This window comes from Bradyrhizobium sp. UFLA05-109 (assembly GCF_054185165.1).
Window position 1 is genome coordinate 1 of the sequence record NZ_JBBIAR010000078.1, and the last position, 19,997, is coordinate 19,997.

Below are 19,997 nucleotides of genomic sequence, written 5' to 3' on the forward strand. Positions count from 1 at the left end.
TCTGACGAGGCGTTGAGGGCATTCGCAGCACGGCTGCTCGAAGCCGAACGTCCCGTCATCGTCACGATGGACGAGGTGGTCAAGAGCGATGCGCTGAAGGAAGCGGCCGAGCTGGCGGAACTCTTGGGCGCGGCCGCCTATCAATCGTCCACGGCCTATGGCGCGCATTTCCTCTCGGAAAGCCCGAGCTTCATGGGCACGCTGGCGCGCGTACAGAAGGCCGCACGCGATACGCTTGCGCCTTACGACCTGCTCATCGCGCTGGGCGGCGATCCGTTGCGGATGTCGGTCCATAGCGAGATCGATCCGCTGCCGGATGGACTCCCGATCGTGCAGGTCGGCCTCGTCGATTGGGAGATCGCCAAGAATTTTGGCGCGGACATCGCGCTCAAGGCTGACGTGAAGGAAACGCTGCGCGCGCTGATCCCGGTGCTCAAGGAAATGGGCGGCGCCGTGCTGGAGCGGCGCGCGAGGGAACGTCTCGCCGAACTTGCGCCGAAGAACTGGACCGCGCGCCGCGCCATGCTGGTCGAGCAGATCACGAAGGCGAGGGACCGCACGCCCATCGACCCTGACTGGCTAACGCTGCAAATGGTCGAGGCGATGCCCGACAATGCGATCCTCGTCGACGAAGGCCTCACCTCCGGCCGCCAGATCGCAAGCCTGCGTCCGCATCGCGATCGCTACGGCTATCACGGCCTTGCCTCCGGTGGCATCGGCTGGGGCCTGCCGGCCTCCGTCGGCGTGAGCCTCGCAAACCCAACGCGGCCGGTGGCCTGCTTCTCCGGCGATGGCAGCGCGATGTACTCGATCCAGTCGCTCTGGACCGCTGCCCACCACAAGCTGCCGCTGACGATCGTGATCGCCAACAATGGCGGCTACCGCATCATCAAGCAGCGCCTGCTCGCCTTCCACGGCGATGACAATTATGTCGGCATGGATTTCGTCGACCCGCCGGTGGATTTTGCCGCGATCGCGAGGGCGCTGGGCTGTGAGGCGATCAAGGTGAGCGATCCCCGGGAGCTGAAGCCAACCTTCGCCTCCGCGTTCAACCGCCCCGGCACCAAGCTGATCGAGGTGATGGTGGACGGGAAGGTCTAAACGCGATCACCGTCATTGCGAGGAGCGAAGCGACGAAGCAATCCAACTATTTCCGCGGAGAGATTCTGGATTGCTTCGCTGCGCTCGCAATGACGATGTGGGGGTCGTGTGCACAAAAATCTGCAAAACAACCCCATGCAAAGTAGCCGGCCTAGCCTTTTCTTCCCACCCGATAGCCCGCCGCCGGGTGCGGCGTGGTGAGCCGGGCGCGGCCTTGGCCGAACAGCTTTTCCCGCAGTGTGCCCTTCGCGTACTCCGCCTTGTAGCGGCCGCGCCGGGTCAACTCCGGCACCAGCATGTCGGCGATATCCTCGAAATCGCCGGGCGAGATCGCAAACGCCACGTTCAGCCCGTCGACGTCGGTCGCCTCGAACCATTCCTCGATCTTGTCTGCGACCATCTCCGGCGTTCCCACCACGACCGGGCCGGCGCCGCCGATGCCGACATGTTCGATGACGTCGCGCACGGTCCAGACGCGGTCGGGATCGGCGCGGGTGACGTTGTCCATGGCGCTGCGGCCGGCATCGTTCTGCACGTGGCGAACCTGCTGATCGAGCTCGTAGCCGGAGAAATCGACGCCGGTCCATCCCGACATCAGCGCCAGCGCGCCTTCGGGGCTGATGTGGCGGCGGTAGTCGGCGTATTTCTGCTTTGCCTCCGCCTCCGTCCGCCCGAGGATCAGCGTCATCATCGAGAACATCAAAATTTCGGCCGGGTTGCGCCCGAGCTCGGCCGCCGTCTGGCGGATCGCGGCTACGCGCGGCGCGATCACCTTCGCCGACGGTCCCGACATGAACACGCATTCGGCGTGCTGGGCCGCGAACTGCCGGCCGCGCGGCGAGGTGCCGGCCTGATACAGCACGGGCGTGCGTTGCGGCGACGGCTCGCTCAGATGAATCGTGTTGTTGAGCCGGAAATTCCGGCCCTCATGCGTGATGCGATGAACCTTTGCCGGATCGGTGAAGATGCCGCGCGCGCGATCGCGCAGCACGGCGTCATCCTCCCAGCTTCCTTCCCAGAGCTTGTAGACGACCTCCATATATTCGTCGGCAATGTCGTAGCGATCGTCATGCGCGGTCTGCTTGTCCTTGCCGGCGCCCCGCGCGGCGCTGTCGAGATAACCGGTGACGACGTTCCAGCCGATCCGCCCTTCGGTCAGATGATCGAGCGTCGACATCCGTCGCGCGAACGGGTAGGGCGGCTCGTAGGAGAGGTTGGAGGTGACGCCAAAACCGAGATTCTGCGTCACCGCGGCCATCGCCGAAAGCAGCAGCAGCGGCTCGTTCGATGGCGTCTGCGCTGCATTGCGCAACGCGGCGTCGGGGCTGTTGCCAAAGACGTCATAGACGCCGAGCACGTCGGCCAGGAACAATCCGTCGAAGCGGCCGCGCTCCAGCGCCTTCGCCAGATCGATCCAGTAGGGCAGGCGATTATATTCGGCTGTGCGATCGCGCGGATGGGTCCACAGGCCCGGCGATTGATGCGCGACGCAATTCATCGCGAATGCGTTGAGCCGGATTTCTTTTGCCATGCTTGTCCCTCGGCGCCACTATCCCCGGGCTCGTCTCGATGCTATCGGTCCCCGGCAGTTGGCCAAGTTCTTGCATTCGGCCTGCCCTTGGCAAGAGTCAATTGCTAACCCTGCTACTTCCGAAAGATGGCGTATCCCGCTACGCTTGTTCCAAATCCAGGCTTGAAAAAGAACGAAATGACCAGAGCTGACGCCATCGCCCGCGCCCGCGATGATTTTTCATCCGGCGCGTTCCTCGCAGAGCTCGACCGCCGCGTCGCCTATCGTACCGAGAGCCAGAATTCCTCGCGCGGCGCCGAGCTGCGTGCCTATCTGGAACAGGAGATGCAGCCCGCCTTTGCCGCGCTCGACTTCGAGAGCCGCCTGGTGGAATCGCCGAGCGGCAAGGCGCCGTTCCTGATTGCCGAGCATGTCGAGAGCGCGTCCGCGCCGACTGTTCTGATCTATGGCCATGGCGACGTCGTCGACGGCATGGAGGGCGAGTGGCGCGACAATCGCGATCCCTGGCGCACGACGACATCGGGCAATCGCGTCTATGGCCGCGGCACCGCCGACAACAAGGGCCAGCACAGCATCAACATGGCCGCGCTTCGCGCGGTGCGCGGGGCGCGCGGCGGCAAGCTCGGGTTCAACGCCAAATTCATCGTCGAGATGGGCGAGGAGATCGGCTCGCCCGATCTCGGCAAGGTCTGCGATCTCAATCGCGAGACGTTGAAGGCTGATCTGTTCATGGCCTCCGACGGGCCTCGCCTCTCGGCCGATCGCCCGACGCTGTTCCTCGGCTGTCGCGGCGGCATTCGCATCCATCTCGACGTCAACTTACGCGACGGCGGACATCATTCAGGCAATTGGGGCGGTGTGCTCGCCAACCCCGCGACCATTCTGGTGAACGCGATTTCGACGCTGGTCGACGGCCATGGCCGCCTCCAGCTCGACGCCTTGAAGCCGCCGCGGCTGACCAACCTGATCCGCAGCTTCCTTGCGGACGTAAAGGTCGAACCGACCGAGGACGAGCCGGCGCTTGCGGAGAACTGGGGCGAGGACGGATTGTCCGCCGCCGAACGGCTCTACGCCTGGAACACGCTGGAAGTGCTGGCCATGTCGTCGGGCAATATCGAGAAGCCGGCGAACGCGATCCCCGGCCATGCCAACGCGGTGCTGCAACTGCGCTTTGTGGTCGGCACGAAGATTGACGGTATGATCGACGCCATCCGCGCGCATCTCGTCGCAAAGGGATTTCCGATGGTCGAGGTGCGGGCGGCGCAAAGCTTTGCCGCTTCACGGACCGATTTCGACAGCCCCTGGATCAAATGGGCCGCGGACTCCGTGCAAGCGACCACCGGCAAGGCGCCCGCGATCCTGCCAAATTTCGGCGGCTCATTGCCGAACGACGTGTTCTCCGAGGTTTTGGGCCTGCCGACGATCTGGGTGCCGCATTCCTATCCCGGCTGCTCCCAGCATGCGCCAAACGAGCACATCCTGCTGCCATTGACCGAAGAAGCGCTGACTGTCATGGCCGGCCTGTTCTGGGACCTTGGGGAGCTACCCCGTCCGCTCGGCTAGGTGAAGGGCTCCGAAAGTCACATTCTAATCCGGCCCGATTTATGCAAGCATCCGGCCGCCATTCCGCAAGGGGAGAAAAAAGTGAAACATTTCCGTAACTTCGGCCTCGCGCTCGCCGCCACCATGGTCGTGAGCCAAGCCAGTGCCGAGGAGCTGACCGGCACGCTCAAGAACATCAAGGATACCGGCGCGATCACGCTCGGCTTCCGCGACTCTTCGATCCCGTTCTCCTATCTCGACGACAACCAGAAGCCCGTCGGGTTCGCGATGGACATCTGCTACAAGATCGTCGACGCCGTGAAGAAGGAGCTCAAGCTCGACAAGCTCGAGGTCAAGCTCAACCCGGTGACCTCGGCCACCCGCATCCCGCTGATGGCCAATGGCACCATCGACCTCGAATGCGGCTCGACCACCAACAATGCCGAACGGCAGAAGCAGGTCGCCTTCACCAACACCCACTTCCTGACCGCGAGCCGCTACGTGTTCAAGAAATCGAGCGGCCTCAAGTCGATCGATGACCTGAAGGGCAAGACGGTGGTCTCGACCGCCGGCACCACTAACATCAAGCAGCTCACCGAAGCCAACGTCGAGAAGAAGCTCGGCGCCAACATCATTCCGGCCAAGGATCACGCCGAAGCCTTCCTGATGGTGGAGACCGATCGCGCCGTCGCCTTCGTGATGGATGACATCCTGCTTGCGAGCCTCGTTGCCGGCTCGAAGAGCCCGTCCGACTACGTGATCTCCAAGGATGCGTTCTCCAAGCCCGAGCCCTATGGCATCATGCTGCGCAAGGACGACGCCGCCTTCAAGAAGGTGGTCGATGCGGCGACCGCCGCGCTCTACACCTCCGGCGAGGGCCAGAAGATCTACGACAAGTGGTTCATGCAGAAGATCCCGCCGAAGGATCTCAACCTCAACACGCCGATCTCGGACGAGTTGAAGCACGAGTTCGCCAAGCCGTCGGACTCGCCGAATCCGGACGATTATAAGTAAGCTGATCTGTTACTGCCGGTTGTGCGATGGTCCAATCATTGCATGAGCGGTGCAGCACATTTCGCCTCTTCCCTCACCAGGGGAGGGGAGAGGCTCTCGATCCTCATGGTGAGGAGCTGCGCAAGCAGCGTCTCGAACCATGAAGGCCCGGACCGTGGCCTTCATCCTTCGAGACGCGGCGAAGCCGCCGCTCCTCAGGTGAGGGGCACTTTCGATCATTCTGGAGGAGAATGGTCTAAGATGTGCACGGAAGTTGGTAGGTATAATCGACACGTTCGCGCGGGGGACTCGTGAACTACAACTGGAACTGGGGAATTTTCTTCCAGCCGAACCCGATGGGTACAGGCACGTATCTCGACATGCTGTTGTCGGGACTGGTGCTGACGCTCGAGACCGCGGTGCTGGCCTGGATCATCGCGCTGATCACCGGCTCGATCGTCGGCGTGATGCGCACGCTGCCGTCCAAGGCAGCCTACTGGTTCGGCTTTTGCTGGGTCGAGTTCTTCCGCAACATGCCTCTGCTGGTGCAGCTCTTCCTGTGGTTCTTCGTGCTGCCGGAAATGCTGCCGAAGGCCGCCGGCCTGTGGCTGAAGCAATTGCCGAACGCGCCGTTCTGGACGGCGTCGATCGGCGTCGGCCTGTTCATGTCGGCGCGCGTCGCCGTGCAATTGCAGGCCGGCATCGGCTCGCTGCCGCGCGGGCAGAAGATGGCGGCGACCGCACTCGGCCTGACCACCGTGCAAGGCTATCGCTACGTGCTGCTGCCGATGGCGTTCCGCATCATCCTGCCGCCGCTGACCTCCGAGTTTCTCAACACCATCAAGAATACCGCGGTGGCCATCACCATCGGCCTGCTGGAACTGACCGGACAGGCGCGCTCGATGCAGGAATTCTCGTTCCAGGTGTTCGAGGCATTCACCGCAGCGACCGTTCTCTATCTCCTCGTCAACGCCGTCGTCGTGACCGCAATGCGTTTCCTCGAGCGCTGGGTCGCGATCCCCGGCTACATCACGGGGAAATAGCGATGCTCGGCAATTTCGATTTCGACGTTATCCGCCGTGCACTGCCCTATCTGTTCTACGAGGGCATGACGTTCACGCTGATGCTCACGGCGCTCGCCGCGCTCGGCGGCCTGATTTTCGGCACGGCGATCGCATTGATGCGGCTCTCCGGCTACAAGCTGCTCGGCCGCATCGCCGGTCTCTATGTCGACTTCATGCGCTCGCTGCCGCTGGTGCTCGTCATCTTCTGGTTCTACTTCCTGGTGCCCTATATCGGGCAGTGGTTGACCGGTGCGCCGCGGCCGATCAAGGTCGGCGCGTTCGCCTCCTCGCTCATCACCTTCATCATGTTCGAGGCGGCCTATTTCTCCGAGATCATGCGCGCCGGCATCCAGTCGATCTCACGCGGGCAGCCGGCCGCGGCGAACGCGCTCGGCCTGACCTACGCGCAGACCATGCGCTACGTCGTCCTGCCGCAGGCGTTTCGCAACATGCTGCCCGTGCTGATCACGCAAACCATCGTGCTGTTCCAGGACACCTCGCTGGTTTACGTGCTCTCGATCACGGATTTCCTCGGCGCGGCGAGCAAGGTCGCGCAACGCGACGGGCGTCTCGTCGAGATGTACCTATTCGCCGCCGTCGTGTACTTCACCATTTCCTGCATCGCGTCCTTCGGCGTTCGCCGCCTGCAGTCGCGCATCGCCATCATCCGCTAGAGCCCGTCATGATCGAGATCAGTCACGTCGACAAATGGTACACCGCCTCGTTCCAGGTGCTGAAGGATTGCACCACCAACGTCGCCAAGGGCGAGGTGGTGGTCGTCTGCGGCCCTTCGGGCTCGGGCAAGTCCACCCTGATCAAATGCGTCAATGCGCTGGAGCCCTTCCAGAAGGGCGATATCACCGTCGACGGCACCAAGGTCAACGATCCCAGAACCGATCTGCCAAAGCTCCGCTCGCGCGTCGGCATGGTGTTCCAGCACTTCGAGCTGTTCCCACATCTCAAGATCATCGACAATCTCTGCCTCGCGCAGGAGAAGGTGCTGCGGCGAGCTCACGACAAGTCGATGGCCAAGGGCATGCAGCTTCTGGAGCGCGTCGGGTTGAAGGAGCAGGCGCAGAAGTTTCCGGCGCAGCTCTCCGGCGGCCAGCAGCAGCGCGTCGCCATCGCGCGCGCGCTGGCGATGGATCCCATCGCTATGCTGTTCGACGAGCCGACCTCCGCCCTCGACCCCGAGATGATCAGCGAGGTGCTGGACGTCATGGTCGACCTCGCCCGCGAAGGCATGACCATGATGGTCGTCACTCACGAAATGGGCTTTGCCCGCAAGGTCGCCAACCGCGTGATCTTCATGGACCGCGGCGAGATCGTCGAGGATGCTCCGAAGGATGATTTCTTCGGCAAGCCCAGAAGCGACCGCGCGCAGAAGTTCTTGTCGAAGATTCTGTCGCATTAACTCTCCCCACCGTCATTCCGGGGCGATGCGAAGCATCGAACCCGGAATCTCGAGATTCCGGGTTCATTCGCTGCGCGAATGCCCCGGAATGACGGGGAGTGGGGTTTATCGCCGCCCACGAATTTCGTATACGAGCAGGCAATTCCCGCATTCCCGACAGGAGACCTGCCTTGGACTCGATCGCCTACGTCAACGGCTCTTTCGTCCCGCTTTCGGAAGCCAAAGTCTCGGTCCTCGATCGCGGCTTCCTGTTCGCCGACGGCATCTACGAGGTTTCGGCCGTGCTCGACGGCAAGCTGGTCGACAATGCCTCGCACCTGGCGCGCCTCGAACGCTCCGTCGGCGAGATCAAGCTGAAGCTGCCGGAGACGGTCGAGCGCATCACCGAGCTGCAGAAGGAGCTCATCGCGCGCAACAAGCTCGCCAATGGTCTCGTCTATCTCGAAGTGACGCGCGGCGCCGACGCGGGACGCGACTTCGCTTTCCCCACGGGCGACGTCAAGCCGACGCTGGTCATGTTCACGTCCGAGAAGGACATCATCAACGCGGCCTCGGCCAAGACCGGCATCAACGTCATCACGGTGCCCGACATCCGCTGGGAACGGCGCGACATCAAGAGCGTGGCGCTGCTTGCGCAGGTCCTGGCAAAGCAGGCCGCAGCCGAAGCCGGCGCAGGCGAAGCCTGGATGCTCGAGGACGGTTTTGTCACCGAGGGCGGCTCGTCATCGGCGTTCATCCTGACCCAGGACGACGTCATCGTGACGCGCCAGAATTCGAATGCCATCCTGCCGGGCTGCACCCGCAAGGCCGTGCTGGCGCTCGCCGAAGAGCGCCAGCTCCGCGTCGAGGAGCGCGCTTTCACGGTCACTGAGGCGCTCGCCGCCAAGGAGGCCTTCATCACCAGCGCATCCTCGTTCGTGCAGCCGGTGGTCGCGATCGACGGCAAGCAGGTCGGGAGCGGTAAGCCCGGCCCGATGGCAACGCGGCTGCGCGAGATCTATGTGGAGTTTGCCAAGGCGACGGGAGTTTAAGCCTCGTACTCAGCTATCGCAGGGTGGGCAAAGGCGCGCTTGCGCCGTGCCCACGTCTTCTCTCGCGTTTGCCGAAAAAAAGAGGTGGGCACGCTTCGCTTTGCCCACCCTACGAGATTTGCCCGCGAGGGCGTCCCGCCCCTCACGCCGCTGTGCATTGCTGCAAGCCGTGGCATGAGGCCTGTGTCGCACACTCCGCCGAAATCGCCCGGTTTGATCGGGCGATCCAGTACGCCGCGGCAGTTGTTGTGAATCTCGAAGCCTCTGGAATACTGGATGCCCCGCCTTCGCGGGGCATGACAGCGGAGAATGCCTCACGCTACCGACGCCTTCACCTTCACGGGATGAACCGAACGGAACGAGATCGCGATCCGGTTCCAGGCATTGATGGTCGCGATCAGCATGGTCAGGTTCACCGTCTCCTCCTCGGAGAATTGCGCACGGACCTGCTCGTAGACGTCGTCGGGCGCGTGCGTTTCCGAAATCAGCGTCACCGACTCCGTCCAGGCCAGTGCTGCGCGTTCCCGATCGGTGTAGAGCGGGGATTCGCGCCAGGCGTTGAGCAGATAGATGCGCTGCTCGGTCTCGCCGCGCTTGCGCGCGTCCTCGGTGTGCATGTTGATGCAAAAGGCGCAGCCATTGATTTGGGAGGCGCGGATCTTGACGATCTCGATCAACGATTTCTCCAGGCCCGTCGACTGGATCTGGGTCTCCAACGCGTTCAGGGCCTTGATCGTGTCGGGCGCGGCCTGGAAGAAATTCATGCGGGGCTTCATGGTCGTTCTCCTTGGTTTGGTCAGTGGGCTCCGCCCGCCGAAACGTGGCCGGGCTTCTTCAGGAAGAGGGACGCGATCAACGCGACGATCAGCGCCGCGCCGAGCAGATAGAAGGTGTCGCTGAAGGCGAGGATGAAGGCCTGCTTCTGCACGATATGGCCGATTGCGACATAGGCGCGGTGCGCCGCATCGGTGCGGTCGACGACGCCGTGATTGACGAAGTACTGGGTCAGTTGTTCCAGCCGCGTGCGGGTCGCCTGCTCGAACACTGACACGGACTGCATCAGTACGTTGGAGTGATATTGCTCGCGCTTGGTCAGCACGGTCTGCAACAACGCGATGCCGACGGCGCCGCCGAGATTGCGCATCATGTTGAACAGGCCGGAGGCCGAGCCTGCATTCTCCGGCTCGATGCCTGATGTTGCAACTGCCGACAGCGGCGTCAGGACCAGTGCCTGGCCGATCGCGCGGACAACATTGGGCCACAAGAGCTGGTCGGCGGCGTAGTCGCTGGTCATGTAGATGTTCATGAAGTTGGAGGCTGCAAACAGAGCGAAGCCGACTCCGATCACGATCCGCGCATCGAAGCGCTGCATCAGGCGCGGCACCAGCGGAATGAAGAGAAGCTGCGGCAGTCCGGTCCAGGCCAGCACCATGCCGATCTGTTCGGCATTGTAGCCCTGAATGCGTGACAGGTATTGCGGCAGAATGAACACGGAACCGTAGAGCGCTATGCCGAGCAGGAAGTTCGCGAGGATGCCGAAGCCGAAATTGCGGCGAGCCAGCAGGCGCAGGTTGAGCAGCGGCTTCTCAACGCTCAGCTCGATGATCAGGAACGCGGTCAGTGCAACGGCGGCAATGACGGACAGCTTGACGATGAAGGGCGAGCCGAACCAATCGTCCTTGTTGCCTTCCTCCAGCACGGTCTGAAGCGCGGAGAGACCTATCGCCATGGTGATGATGCCGGCCCAGTCGCCGTCGCGCAGCAGAGCCAGCTTCATCGGCTTGGGTTCCAGCGCATACCAGAGCATGCCGAGCATGATCGCGCCGGGCACGAGATTGACGTAGAAGATGTACTGCCAGCCGAGATTCTCGGTGAGATAGCCGCCGATGGTCGGGCCGATTGCCGGCGCAAACGTCGCCGACAGCGCAAACAGCGCAAGGCCCACCGGCTGTTTTCCGCGCGGCAGCAGTGTGATGATGAGCGTGAAGGCGAGCGGAATCAGCACGCCGCCGGTGAAGCCTTGGACTGCGCGCAGCGCGATCATCTGCGGCAGGTCCTGCGCCAGCGCGCAGGCGGCCGAGAGGATCAGGAACAGGACCGCGTTGGTCAGGAGATAGACGCGAACCGAAAACACTTGCGCAAGCCATCCCGAAAGCGGGATCACCACGATCTCCGCGATCAGGTAAGAGGTGGAGATCCAGCCGCCATCGTCGATGCCGGCGCCGATCGCACCCTGGATGTCGGCGAGCGAGGCGTTGACGATCTGGATGTTCAGCACCGCCATGAAGGCGCCGAGCGTTGCGCCGATCACGGCGATCCAGGTTTTTGCGGAGACCGCGGGCGTGGTGGGCGCAGCCGGAGCTGGAATGGTTGCGGCGGATGTGGCGTTGAGGGCGGGTTGGAGCGTGCTCATGGAAGCCTCGTCTCGATGGTAGAGACAGGATGCATTAGGCGAATGATTTCGATAATCGCGGAAGTTTTGGAAGGATCGTCCGGCGGAGCTTGATAATCGGGCGAAGTGGCGGCCTCATCCGCCGTTCGCGCGCGCCGCGCTGTCGGCGACGCGCTTGCCGATGTCACGCTCGGCCAGCACGGCCTGCTTGGTGTTGACGGTCGGAACCGCCGACATGCCAGGGCGTAACAGGCCGCTCAGGCTGTGGTCGTCGAGCACGATCTTCACCGGCACGCGCTGCACGATCTTGGTGAAGTTGCCGGTGGCGTTGTCCGGCGGCAGCAGCGCGAATTCAAGCCCGCTCGCCGGCGACAGGCTGTCGACATGGCCGTGCAGCGTCTGATTGCGGAAACTGTCAATGCGCATTTCCACCGGCTGGCCGGCGCGCACATGGGTGAGCTGTGTCTCCTTGAAGTTGGCGACGATATAGACCGCATCGAGCGGGACCACCGCCATCAATTGCGTTCCGGCCTGCACGAGCTGGCCGACGCGCAGCGAACGGGCACCGACCGTGCCGTCCACCGGCGCGGTGATCTCGGTGTAGGAAAGATTGAGCGAGGCCTGCTCCGCGATCGCGCGTGCGCGCTCGAGCTGCGCGACGGCCCTGGCGCGCTCGGTGGTGAGCACGTCGACCTTGCGCTGCGCGGCCATCAGGCCCGATTTTGCGTGCTGCAATTGCGCGTCGCTGGCGCGGAGCGCGGCGTCGGTCTGCTGTGCGCGCTGGATCGTGCCGGAGCCCGACTTCATCAGCTCGTCGTAGCGCGCACGCTCCTCCTGCGCGAATTTCAGGTTGGCCTCGGCCGCGGCGACGTCGGCGGTGCTCTGTTCGATGATCGGCTGCTGCAGCGCGATCTGCGCATCGAGATTGCGGACCGACGCTTCGCCGCCGGCAACGTCGGCGCGGGCCTGGTCGAGCGCCGCCCTGAAATCGCGGTCGTCGATCCGCGCCAGCACCTGACCCGCTTTGACCTTCTCATTATCGCCGACCAGCACCTGGGCGATGTAGCCGGAGACCTTTGGCGCGATGATCGTGGAGTCCGCCTTCACATAGGCGTCATCGGTGGATTCGAGATAGCGCCCGGTCGTCAGGTAGTCGTAGCCAAAATCGGTCGCCGCGGCGACGCTCAGCCCCAGTGCGAGTGCGATGGCCACCCGCTTGATCGCCTGCCGCGACGGGCGCAGGCCGATTTTTGTAGTGGGTTCAGTGACATAAGTAGCGTTCGACATGGCGCTCTCCGGGATCTCCAGGCGTCCCCGTCCGAAAGGACGCTGCTCGTGACGGTAAGATGCGCTGTCCTGCCCGTTGTGATAATCCCAGAAGAACTGGAAGCATTATCCAGCGACAGCGGATAATCGGAGCCTCGATCATGGATCGCTTCACCAGCCTCACGGCCTTCGTCCGGGTGGTCGAAAATGGCGGATTCTCCGCCGCCGCCCGCCGCCTCAACATGTCGACGACCATGGTGAGCAATCACGTCCAGGCGCTGGAGGACCGGCTCGGCGTGCGCCTCCTCAACCGCACGACGCGGAAGGTGAGCCTGACCGAAATCGGCCAGGCCTATTACGACCGCTCGACGCAGATCCTCGCCGACCTCGAACAGGCCGACGACATCGCTGGCGCGCTGCAATCGACACCGCGCGGCACGCTGCGCATCCATATCGCCACCCACATGGTACCGTTCGTCGCGCCGGTGGTGGCCGAATTCCTGTCCGCTTATCCGGAGGTGAAGGTCGACTTGCGCATGGGCGAGAGCAACGTCGATCTGGTCGCTGAGGGGTTCGACCTTGCGCTCCGAATGACATCGCCGCCGGATTCGAGCCTGATCGTGCGAAGCCTTGCGACCTGGCGGCACGTGCTGTGCTGCTCACACGCCTATATCGAGGCGCGCGGGCGCGTGCAGCAGCTCGAGGAGCTTGCCGAGCATAATTGCGTGCGCCATCTGAACTATCCCTTCGAGGAGTGGCGCTTCCTCGATCGCAAGGGAAACCCTGCATCGGTCCGCGTATCCGGAACTCTCATGACCAACAGCGGTGAGGCCTTGCGCACCGTCGCGCTGCAAGGCGCCGGCGTTTGCCTTGCGGCGGGGTTTTTGGTGCACGACGATCTCGAAGCCGGACGCCTGGTCCGCCTGCTGCCGGAATATCGTCCGGTCGAGCTGTCGATGAATGCGGTCTATCCGCATCGCCATCATCTGTCGGCGAAGGTGCGGACCTTCATCGACATGCTCGTGCACCACAGCGCCGAGCAGCAGAAGCTGATCAATCCCTACGCCTGACGCGAGGGATCATGATGCCGGTTCCCCTGCTCGGGTTTGGCCGTTAGACTGGTGACGCCATGTACGTTACCGCCACCGAGAGCCGGGTTCTTGCGCGCATCTTCGGGCTGCTGTCCGAGGACATGGGGGAGCGAGACGTCCGTGAAGCGGTCGGACATCACCTGCTCGAATTGCTGCAGGCGGATTACTACGCGTCTTTCGTCTGGGAGGACGCGACGAAGACGTTCGGCAAGGCCGTATTCCTGCACATGGATCCGAAGAACCTCGCGAACTACGACGCCTATTACCAGTACCACGATCCCATCACCTTCAAGCTCCAGGCACGCCGTGAAGCGACGCTGGTGACGCAAGTCATGCCGCAGCGCGATCTGATGCGGACGGAGTTCTTCAATGACTTCCTCGCACGCGACGGGCTGCATTGGGGCGTCAACGCCTACAGCTTTGTCGGCGATCGCAACATCGGCGATGTCAGGATCTGGCGCTGCCGCCAGCGCGACAATTTCGACGCGCATGCGCTGGAATTGCTGCGGCTGATCGAGCCGGCATTCACCGGAGCGCTCGTCCGTGCAAACGGCGACGCCGCGGTGGCCGGTGTCTCACCGGTTCTCAAGCTCTCGGTCCGCGAGTTCGAGATCGCGCGCATGATCGCGGATGATCTCAGCGACAAGGAGATCGCGCACCGCCTTCAGGTCGAGGTATCGACGGTGCGCACCTATCTGAAGCGCATTTTCGACAAGCTCGGAGTACGCCGCCGCAGCGGCGTCGCCGGTCTATTGTCGAGGCACTAAAGCGCGATGAGGTTTAGGATGAATCGTCATCGCGCTTTAGGTTGTTGTTTGAGCATGATCTTTTCGGAAAACCGCTTCACACTTTTCCGGATCATGCTTTAGTGCGTGGGCGCCGGCAGGCGTCCAAACACCTTGTCCATTGCCATTCCAATCGCGAGCAGTCGGCGGTCGCTTCCGGCGGGTCCATCGAGCTCGAGACCGACAGGGAGCTTGCTCGACGCGCCCAGCGCGACCGGGATCTGGATGCCGGGGACACCGGCATTGCTGCCGGGGTCGGTGTTCTGGATGAATAGCAGGAAATTCGGCAGGCTGCTGGAATCGGGATTTGCGGCAAGCGCGACCTTCGGCGTGGTCGGAAACGCGATGGCATCGAGCTTGTTCTTGGCGAACGTGTCGCGATAGAGCGCCTGAAGCGACGGACGAGCCGTTTTGATCGCCGCGTCGTAGACCGGCTTGCCGTCGACGACGGTGTTGTCGGGACCGGGCAATTTGTGCGGGATCACCAGGCCATCGTAGGTGCCTTTTACATCGGGACTTGCAATGTCTTTGGCCAGCGCTTCGATGGTGATGCCGGTGCCGGTGTGCTTGAGATAGGCGACCATGTCGTCATTGGCCTCATAGATGGCCACGGGAAAACTCACTTTGCCGTTGAGCTCGGCGAGCTCTGGCATCTCGACATCGACCACGGTGACACCTTGGGATCTGAGCTTGTCGATCGCCGCCTTGAAGGCGCCATCCGTATCGCCGTCGAGATTGGCCTGCATGGTCTTCGCAACGCCGATGCGCACCTGCTTCAGATCGGCGGGGACGATCGCACTGCCGCCGGCGATGATGCGGTCGAGCGCCGCGACGTCCGTCATTGTTGCCGCCATCGGGCCCGCGGTGTCGCGGGTGTGGGAGATCGGCGCGATGCCGCCTTGCGGATAGCGGCCGACGGTCGGTCGCAGCGATGCGCAGCCATTGAGCGCGCAGGGGATTCGAACTGATCCGCCGGTATCGGTGCCAAGGCCTGCGGTCACGATCCGCGCGCCGATCGCGGCGGCCGTTCCGGACGACGAGCCGCCGGCGATCTTGCTGGTGTCATAGGCGTTGCGGACGCCGGGCTCGGCGCCGGTCTTGAAGCCCGCATTGTATCCGGAGATGCCGAAGGCCAGCTCGTGCATGTTGGTCTTGCCGATGATGATGGCGCCGGCTGCGCGCAACTTCGCCGCGACGGGAGCATCGCTCTTCGGAACGAAGCCCTTCAGCGCCGGCGTTCCCGCGCTGGTGGGCAGCCCGGCGACCTCGATATTGTCCTTGATCACGACGGGCACGCCGCCCAACGGCTGGCACGGGCGCTTCCTGCGCCGCGCATCGAAGGCCTCGGCAGCCTTCATGGCGCCGGCCTCGTCCAGCGTGATGAAGGCGTTGAGATTGGGATTGGCCTTGGCGCGGGCCAACGTTGCCGATGTCAGCGCCTTGCTCGTGACCTTGCCTGCGCAGATGTCGGCCGCGGCCCGGGTCATCGTCAGCTGGTCGAGGTCGATCGCCTGTTGCGCGAGCGCGGGCGCCGGCAGCGCGGCGGCAAACAGGATGAGGCTTGCGATAGCTGAATTCAGCGAAACAGTTCTACGTTCCATGAGGCTCCCCCGTCGGCGAAGGCGACCGCGGGAGCTTACCTCAGGCGGAGGACGGTGCCTGTCCTCATTTTCGTGGACGCGGAGCCTCCTCAGGCTGCCTGGGCAGCTGCCGGCCGCGCCAGCAAGGATACGACCTCGGCCTTGACCTTCGTGATCGCGGCATCCTTCACCGGCCCGTAGCCGCGGATGTCCATCGGCGCCTTGGCGATGGTCACGAGATCAGGCAGATGCGCGGTGTCGAGCCGGCCGAGCATCATGTCAATCAATCCCTCGTACCAGGTGATCAGCTCGCGCTCTGCGCGCCGCTCGGAGGTATACCCGAACGGATCAAAAGGCGTGCCGCGCAATCCTTTCAGGCGCGCGAGCAGCGAAAGTGGCATCTGGATCCACTGCCCGAAGGCGCGCTTGCGCGGCCGGCCGCGCGCGTCGCGCTTTGAGGGGAGGAAGGGCGGCGCCAGATGATAGTTGACCCTGAAATCGCCGTCGAACTCGCGCTTCAGCGTATCGAGAAAGCCGGTCTGCATATGCAGGCGTGCCACCTCGTATTCGTCCTTGTAGGCCATCAGCTTGAACAGGGAGCGCGCGACCGCATCGGTCAGCGCCTCGCTACCGAATTTACTCTCGGCGCTGCGCACCTTCGCGACCATCGCCCGAAAGCGCGCCGCATAGGCTGCGTCCTGATATGCAGCCAGGAATTCGGCACGACGGTCGATGATTTGATCGAGCGTCTCGGCGACGGGAGAGCCCTCCGGCTTGGGGAGAGAATCCGGATCGGCCGCGGCGATCCGGCCCCAGGCCAAAGCCTGCTTGTTGCGCTCGACCGCGACGCCGTTGAGCTCGATCGCGCGGAGCAAAGCCTGAAGCGAGACCGGCACGAGGCCGCGCTGCCAGGCAAAGCCGAGCATGATGATGTTGGCGTAGACGGCATCGCCGAGCAGGTGTTCGGCCAGTGCGTTTGCGTCGATTGTATCGAGATTGCCGTCACCGACGACCCGGCGGATCGCGCGCAGGCGGGCGGGCGAGGCGAGATCGGCGTCGCGGAAGCGCACGACGTCGCCGGTCGGCATCTCCGCCGTGTTGATCGCGGCACGCGTGCCGCGGTGGTAGGTGCCGGAGGCTTTAGGCGAAGAGCTGACGACGAGATCGCAGCCGATCAGCGCATCTGCTGCGCCCTGATCGATGCGCACCTGATGCAGCGCCTCCGGGCTCGCGGCAAGACGGATGTAGCTCAGCACGGGTCCGAATTTCTGCGCAAAGCCGGTAAAATCCAGCACCGAGACGCCGTGGCGTTCGAGATGCGCGGCCATGCCGATCAGCGCGCCGACGGTGATCACGCCGGTGCCGCCGACGCCGGTCACCAGGAGATCGTAGGGTCGGTCGAGCGACGCGGGCGCGGGCAGGGGGAGCGAGGCGGCGCGACCCACGGCATCGACGTCGCTCGCCGTCCTCTTCCGTCGCGTGGCGCCTTCGACCGTCACGAAACTCGGGCAGAAGCCGTTGAGGCAGGAAAAGTCCTTGTTGCAGGCCGACAGGTTGATCTGGCGCTTGCGGCCGAACGGCGTTTCCTTCGGCTCGACGCTCAGGCAGTTGGACTCGACCGAGCAGTCGCCGCAACCTTCGCAGACGAGATCGTTGATGTAGGCAAAGCGCTTCGGATCTCCCATCTGACCGCGCTTGCGCCGGCGGCGCTTCTCGGTGGCACAGGTCTGCTGATAGATCAGCACGGAGACCCCAGGGACTCCGCGCAACTCGCGTTGCACGGCGTCCATCTCCTCGCGCGGATGGATGCTTACGCCACCAGGCAGATCCGCGGGCGAGAACTGCGCGGGATTGTCCGACACCAGCGCGATGCGCGAAACGCCCTCGGCGCGAACGCTGTGCGCGATCGCGTGCACGCTGACGGGGCCGTCGACCGGCTGGCCGCCCGTCATCGCCACCGCGTCGTTGAACAGGATCTTGTAGGTGATGTTGGCCTTCGCGGCGATCGCCTGCCGGATCGCCATCGAGCCCGAGTGGTAATAGGTGCCTTCTCCGAGATTCTGGAACACGTGCTTGTGGCCGGTGAATCTTGACGACGCAGCCCAGTTCACGCCTTCGCCGCCCATCTGGATCAGCGACGAGGTCTCGCGGTCCATCCAGCTCGCCATGAAATGGCAGCCGATACCGGCAAGCGCCTTGGAGCCTTCGGGGACTTTGGTTGACGTGTTGTGTGGGCAGCCTGAGCAGAAATAGGGCGTGCGCGTCGCGCCGCTGACGGTGATCACGCGCTCAGCCTCCGGCGACAGCGCGGCCGCACGCGCGGCGAGGTTCAACCCCGGAAACATCGGGTCGAGCCGTCGTGCCAAGACGCCTGCGAGCGCGCGGGGCGACAATTCCCCGATCCAGGAGATCAGCCGCGTCCCTTGTTCGTCATGCTTGCCGACCATGCGCTCCGGCTTTGCGCCGGGAAAGTCGTAAAAATACTCCTTGAACTGGCTCTCGATGATGCCGCGCTTTTCCTCGACCACCAGGATCTCGCGCTTGCCCTTCACGAACTCCATCGCGTCGTGCAGCGCCAGCGGCCAGACCATGCCGACCTTGTAGATGTCGATGCCGATGCTGCGGCAGGCCGCTTCATCAAGGCCCATCAGCCGCAGTGCCTCCATCAGGTCGAGATGCGCCTTGCCGGTGGTGACGATGCCATAGGTCGCGTGCGGGATGTCGTAGATGTGCCGGTCGATCGGGCTGGCCTTGGCGAAGGCGTAGACCGCATGCTTCTTCGCCTCCAGCCGTTCCTCGATCTGCGGACCCGGCAGATCCGGCCAGCGATAGTGCAGGCCGCCCGGCGGCGGCGTGAAGTCGGGCGTACGGAAGTCGCGCGGCGGACGCAATGCGACGGAGGCGCCTGATTCCACGATCTCCGAGATCGCCTTGAAGCCGACCCACATGCCGGAGAAGCGGCTCAGTGCGTAGCCATATTCGCCGAACTCCAGATACTCGCTGACGCTTGCCGGATGCAGCGTCGGCATGAACCAGCTCATGAAGGCGACGTCGGACTGGTGCGGCATCGAGGAGGAGACGCAGCCATGGTCGTCGCCAGCGATCACGAGCACGCCGCCATGCGGCGAGGAGCCGTAGGCGTTGCCGTGCTTGAGCGCATCGCCGGAGCGGTCGACGCCGGGGCCCTTGCCGTACCAGAGCCCGAACACACCCTGCACCTCGCGGTCGGCTTGCGTCTCGACCTGCTGGGAGCCGAGCACGGCGGTCGCAGCGAGATCTTCGTTCACCGCGGGCAGAAACTCGATGCGATCTCTGGTCAGGCGATCCTTGATACGCCACAGCTCGAGGTCGACGCCGCCGAGCGGCGAGCCGCGATAGCCGGAGATGAAGCCAGCGGTGCTCAGCCCCGCGGCGCGATCGCGCCGGGCCTGGTCAAGCGCGATGCGGACGATCGCTTGCGTGCCCGTGAGGAAGACCCTGCCATCCTCGCGCTCGTAGCGGTCGGAGAGCTCGTAAGCATCGAGTGATGAAATGGCGTCCATGGTGGACCTCGCGCGGCGTCCCTGCCGGATAGGCGAAAGGTTAGTCCCTGATGGCTGGTAGGTCTTACCTATCCATCCCGAATGGAGGCGATATTTGGTACATTTTTGCGATATTACCTTCGGTGTGGTAGAATTATCCGGATTGAGGTGCTTCCATGATCGAAGAACAGGACGCGCGGATTCTCGCTCATCTCCAGAAGGATGGTCGCGCCACCAACCAGCAGCTTGCCGAGGAGGTCGGCATGTCGACCTCGGCATGCTGGCGCCGGGTGCGCGCGCTGGAGGAGACCGGAATCATCCAGGGCTATGCGGCGCTGGTCGCGCGCGAGCGGGCAGGGTTTGCAATGTCCGCGGTCCTCCATGTCTCGCTGGAGCGGCATGATGCAAAATTCGTCGACGAGTTCGTCTCGCGCGTAACGAAACGTCGCGAGGTGCTGGAGTGCTTTGCGACCACGGGCGATGCCGACTATCACCTGCGCGTCGTGGTGCAGGACATGGCGGCCTACAACAAATTTCTCGATGAATTCATGTTCCGGATTCCCGGCATCCGCTACGTCCGAAGCAACGTGATCCTGAAGGAGATCAAGACGGGCGTGGCGCTGCCGTTTTGATATGCGGTGTCGTCGGGTCGTAGGGTGGGCAAAGGCGCTCTTGCGCCGTGCCCA

16 protein-coding genes are annotated in these 19,997 nt (G+C 63.6%); 10 read left to right on the forward strand and 6 right to left on the reverse strand.

Features of this window, described 5'->3' with window-relative positions; all coding sequences use genetic code 11:
- Positions 1-1,101: thiamine pyrophosphate-binding protein (locus Q3C01_RS37700; RefSeq protein WP_458150368.1), on the forward strand; the 1,101-nt coding region annotated here is incomplete at its 5' end.
- 151 nt (positions 1,102-1,252) lie between these two features.
- Here Q3C01_RS37700 and Q3C01_RS37705 read toward each other — a convergent pair.
- On the reverse strand, positions 1,253-2,632 hold the full coding sequence (locus Q3C01_RS37705) for an LLM class flavin-dependent oxidoreductase (protein WP_458150369.1): 1,380 nt from the start codon (positions 2,630-2,632) through the stop codon (positions 1,253-1,255).
- 177 nt (positions 2,633-2,809) lie between these two features.
- Between Q3C01_RS37705 and Q3C01_RS37710 the strand changes: the two genes are divergently transcribed.
- The 6 genes from Q3C01_RS37710 to Q3C01_RS37735 all read left to right on the forward strand — a co-directional run bounded on the left by Q3C01_RS37710 (position 2,810) and on the right by Q3C01_RS37735 (position 8,676).
- Positions 2,810-4,195, forward strand: a complete 1,386-nt coding sequence (locus tag Q3C01_RS37710; protein WP_458150370.1) for a M20 family metallopeptidase — start codon at positions 2,810-2,812, stop codon at positions 4,193-4,195.
- A gap of 81 nt (positions 4,196-4,276) precedes the next feature.
- The gene (locus Q3C01_RS37715) at positions 4,277-5,188 is read left to right on the forward strand and encodes an amino acid ABC transporter substrate-binding protein (RefSeq protein WP_458150372.1); all 912 of its coding nucleotides are present in this window, start codon (positions 4,277-4,279) and stop codon (positions 5,186-5,188) included.
- A gap of 290 nt (positions 5,189-5,478) precedes the next feature.
- On the forward strand, positions 5,479-6,210 hold the full coding sequence (locus Q3C01_RS37720; RefSeq protein WP_458150373.1) for an amino acid ABC transporter permease: 732 nt from the start codon (positions 5,479-5,481) through the stop codon (positions 6,208-6,210).
- A gap of 2 nt (positions 6,211-6,212) precedes the next feature.
- Positions 6,213-6,905 carry an amino acid ABC transporter permease gene (locus Q3C01_RS37725; protein ID WP_458150374.1) on the forward strand — a complete coding sequence of 231 codons (693 nt, stop codon included), beginning with the start codon at positions 6,213-6,215 and terminating at the stop codon, positions 6,903-6,905.
- A gap of 8 nt (positions 6,906-6,913) precedes the next feature.
- Complete coding sequence (locus tag Q3C01_RS37730; protein WP_458150375.1) at positions 6,914-7,645, forward strand: amino acid ABC transporter ATP-binding protein; 732 nt, start codon at positions 6,914-6,916, stop codon at positions 7,643-7,645.
- A gap of 170 nt (positions 7,646-7,815) precedes the next feature.
- A complete protein-coding gene (locus Q3C01_RS37735) occupies positions 7,816-8,676 on the forward strand; it encodes a D-amino-acid transaminase (RefSeq protein ID WP_458150376.1) in 861 nt (286 codons plus the stop codon).
- Between the two features lie 314 nt (positions 8,677-8,990).
- Here Q3C01_RS37735 and Q3C01_RS37740 read toward each other — a convergent pair whose 3' ends face one another.
- From Q3C01_RS37740 to Q3C01_RS37750, 3 genes are all read right to left on the reverse strand, one after another.
- A complete protein-coding gene (locus Q3C01_RS37740) occupies positions 8,991-9,452 on the reverse strand; it encodes a carboxymuconolactone decarboxylase family protein (protein ID WP_458150377.1) in 462 nt (153 codons plus the stop codon).
- 20 nt (positions 9,453-9,472) lie between these two features.
- Positions 9,473-11,089: an MDR family MFS transporter gene (locus tag Q3C01_RS37745; protein WP_458150378.1), complete on the reverse strand. Its 1,617-nt coding sequence runs from the start codon at positions 11,087-11,089 to the stop codon at positions 9,473-9,475.
- Between the two features lie 114 nt (positions 11,090-11,203).
- Complete coding sequence (locus tag Q3C01_RS37750; protein ID WP_458150379.1) at positions 11,204-12,355, reverse strand: HlyD family secretion protein; 1,152 nt, start codon at positions 12,353-12,355, stop codon at positions 11,204-11,206.
- A 140-nt stretch (positions 12,356-12,495) separates the two neighbouring features.
- On the opposite strand from Q3C01_RS37750, the gene Q3C01_RS37755 reads away from it, so the two are divergent.
- Positions 12,496-13,404, forward strand: a complete 909-nt coding sequence (locus Q3C01_RS37755) for a LysR family transcriptional regulator (protein WP_458150380.1) — start codon at positions 12,496-12,498, stop codon at positions 13,402-13,404.
- Positions 13,405-13,463: 59 nt separating this feature from the next.
- A complete protein-coding gene (locus tag Q3C01_RS37760) occupies positions 13,464-14,192 on the forward strand; it encodes a helix-turn-helix transcriptional regulator (RefSeq protein WP_458150381.1) in 729 nt (242 codons plus the stop codon).
- A gap of 98 nt (positions 14,193-14,290) precedes the next feature.
- Here the strand turns inward: Q3C01_RS37760 and iaaH are convergent, their stop codons facing one another.
- Together iaaH and Q3C01_RS37770 are read right to left on the reverse strand one after the other, a co-directional pair.
- On the reverse strand, positions 14,291-15,718 hold the full coding sequence (iaaH, locus tag Q3C01_RS37765; protein WP_458150405.1) for an indoleacetamide hydrolase: 1,428 nt from the start codon (positions 15,716-15,718) through the stop codon (positions 14,291-14,293).
- 182 nt (positions 15,719-15,900) lie between these two features.
- On the reverse strand, positions 15,901-19,332 hold the full coding sequence (locus tag Q3C01_RS37770) for an indolepyruvate ferredoxin oxidoreductase family protein (RefSeq protein WP_458150382.1): 3,432 nt from the start codon (positions 19,330-19,332) through the stop codon (positions 15,901-15,903).
- Positions 19,333-19,487: 155 nt separating this feature from the next.
- Here Q3C01_RS37770 and Q3C01_RS37775 point away from each other — a divergent pair, with 155 nt between their 5' ends.
- Positions 19,488-19,943: an Lrp/AsnC family transcriptional regulator gene (locus Q3C01_RS37775; protein ID WP_458150383.1), complete on the forward strand. Its 456-nt coding sequence runs from the start codon at positions 19,488-19,490 to the stop codon at positions 19,941-19,943.
- Positions 19,944-19,997 lie beyond the last annotated feature (54 nt).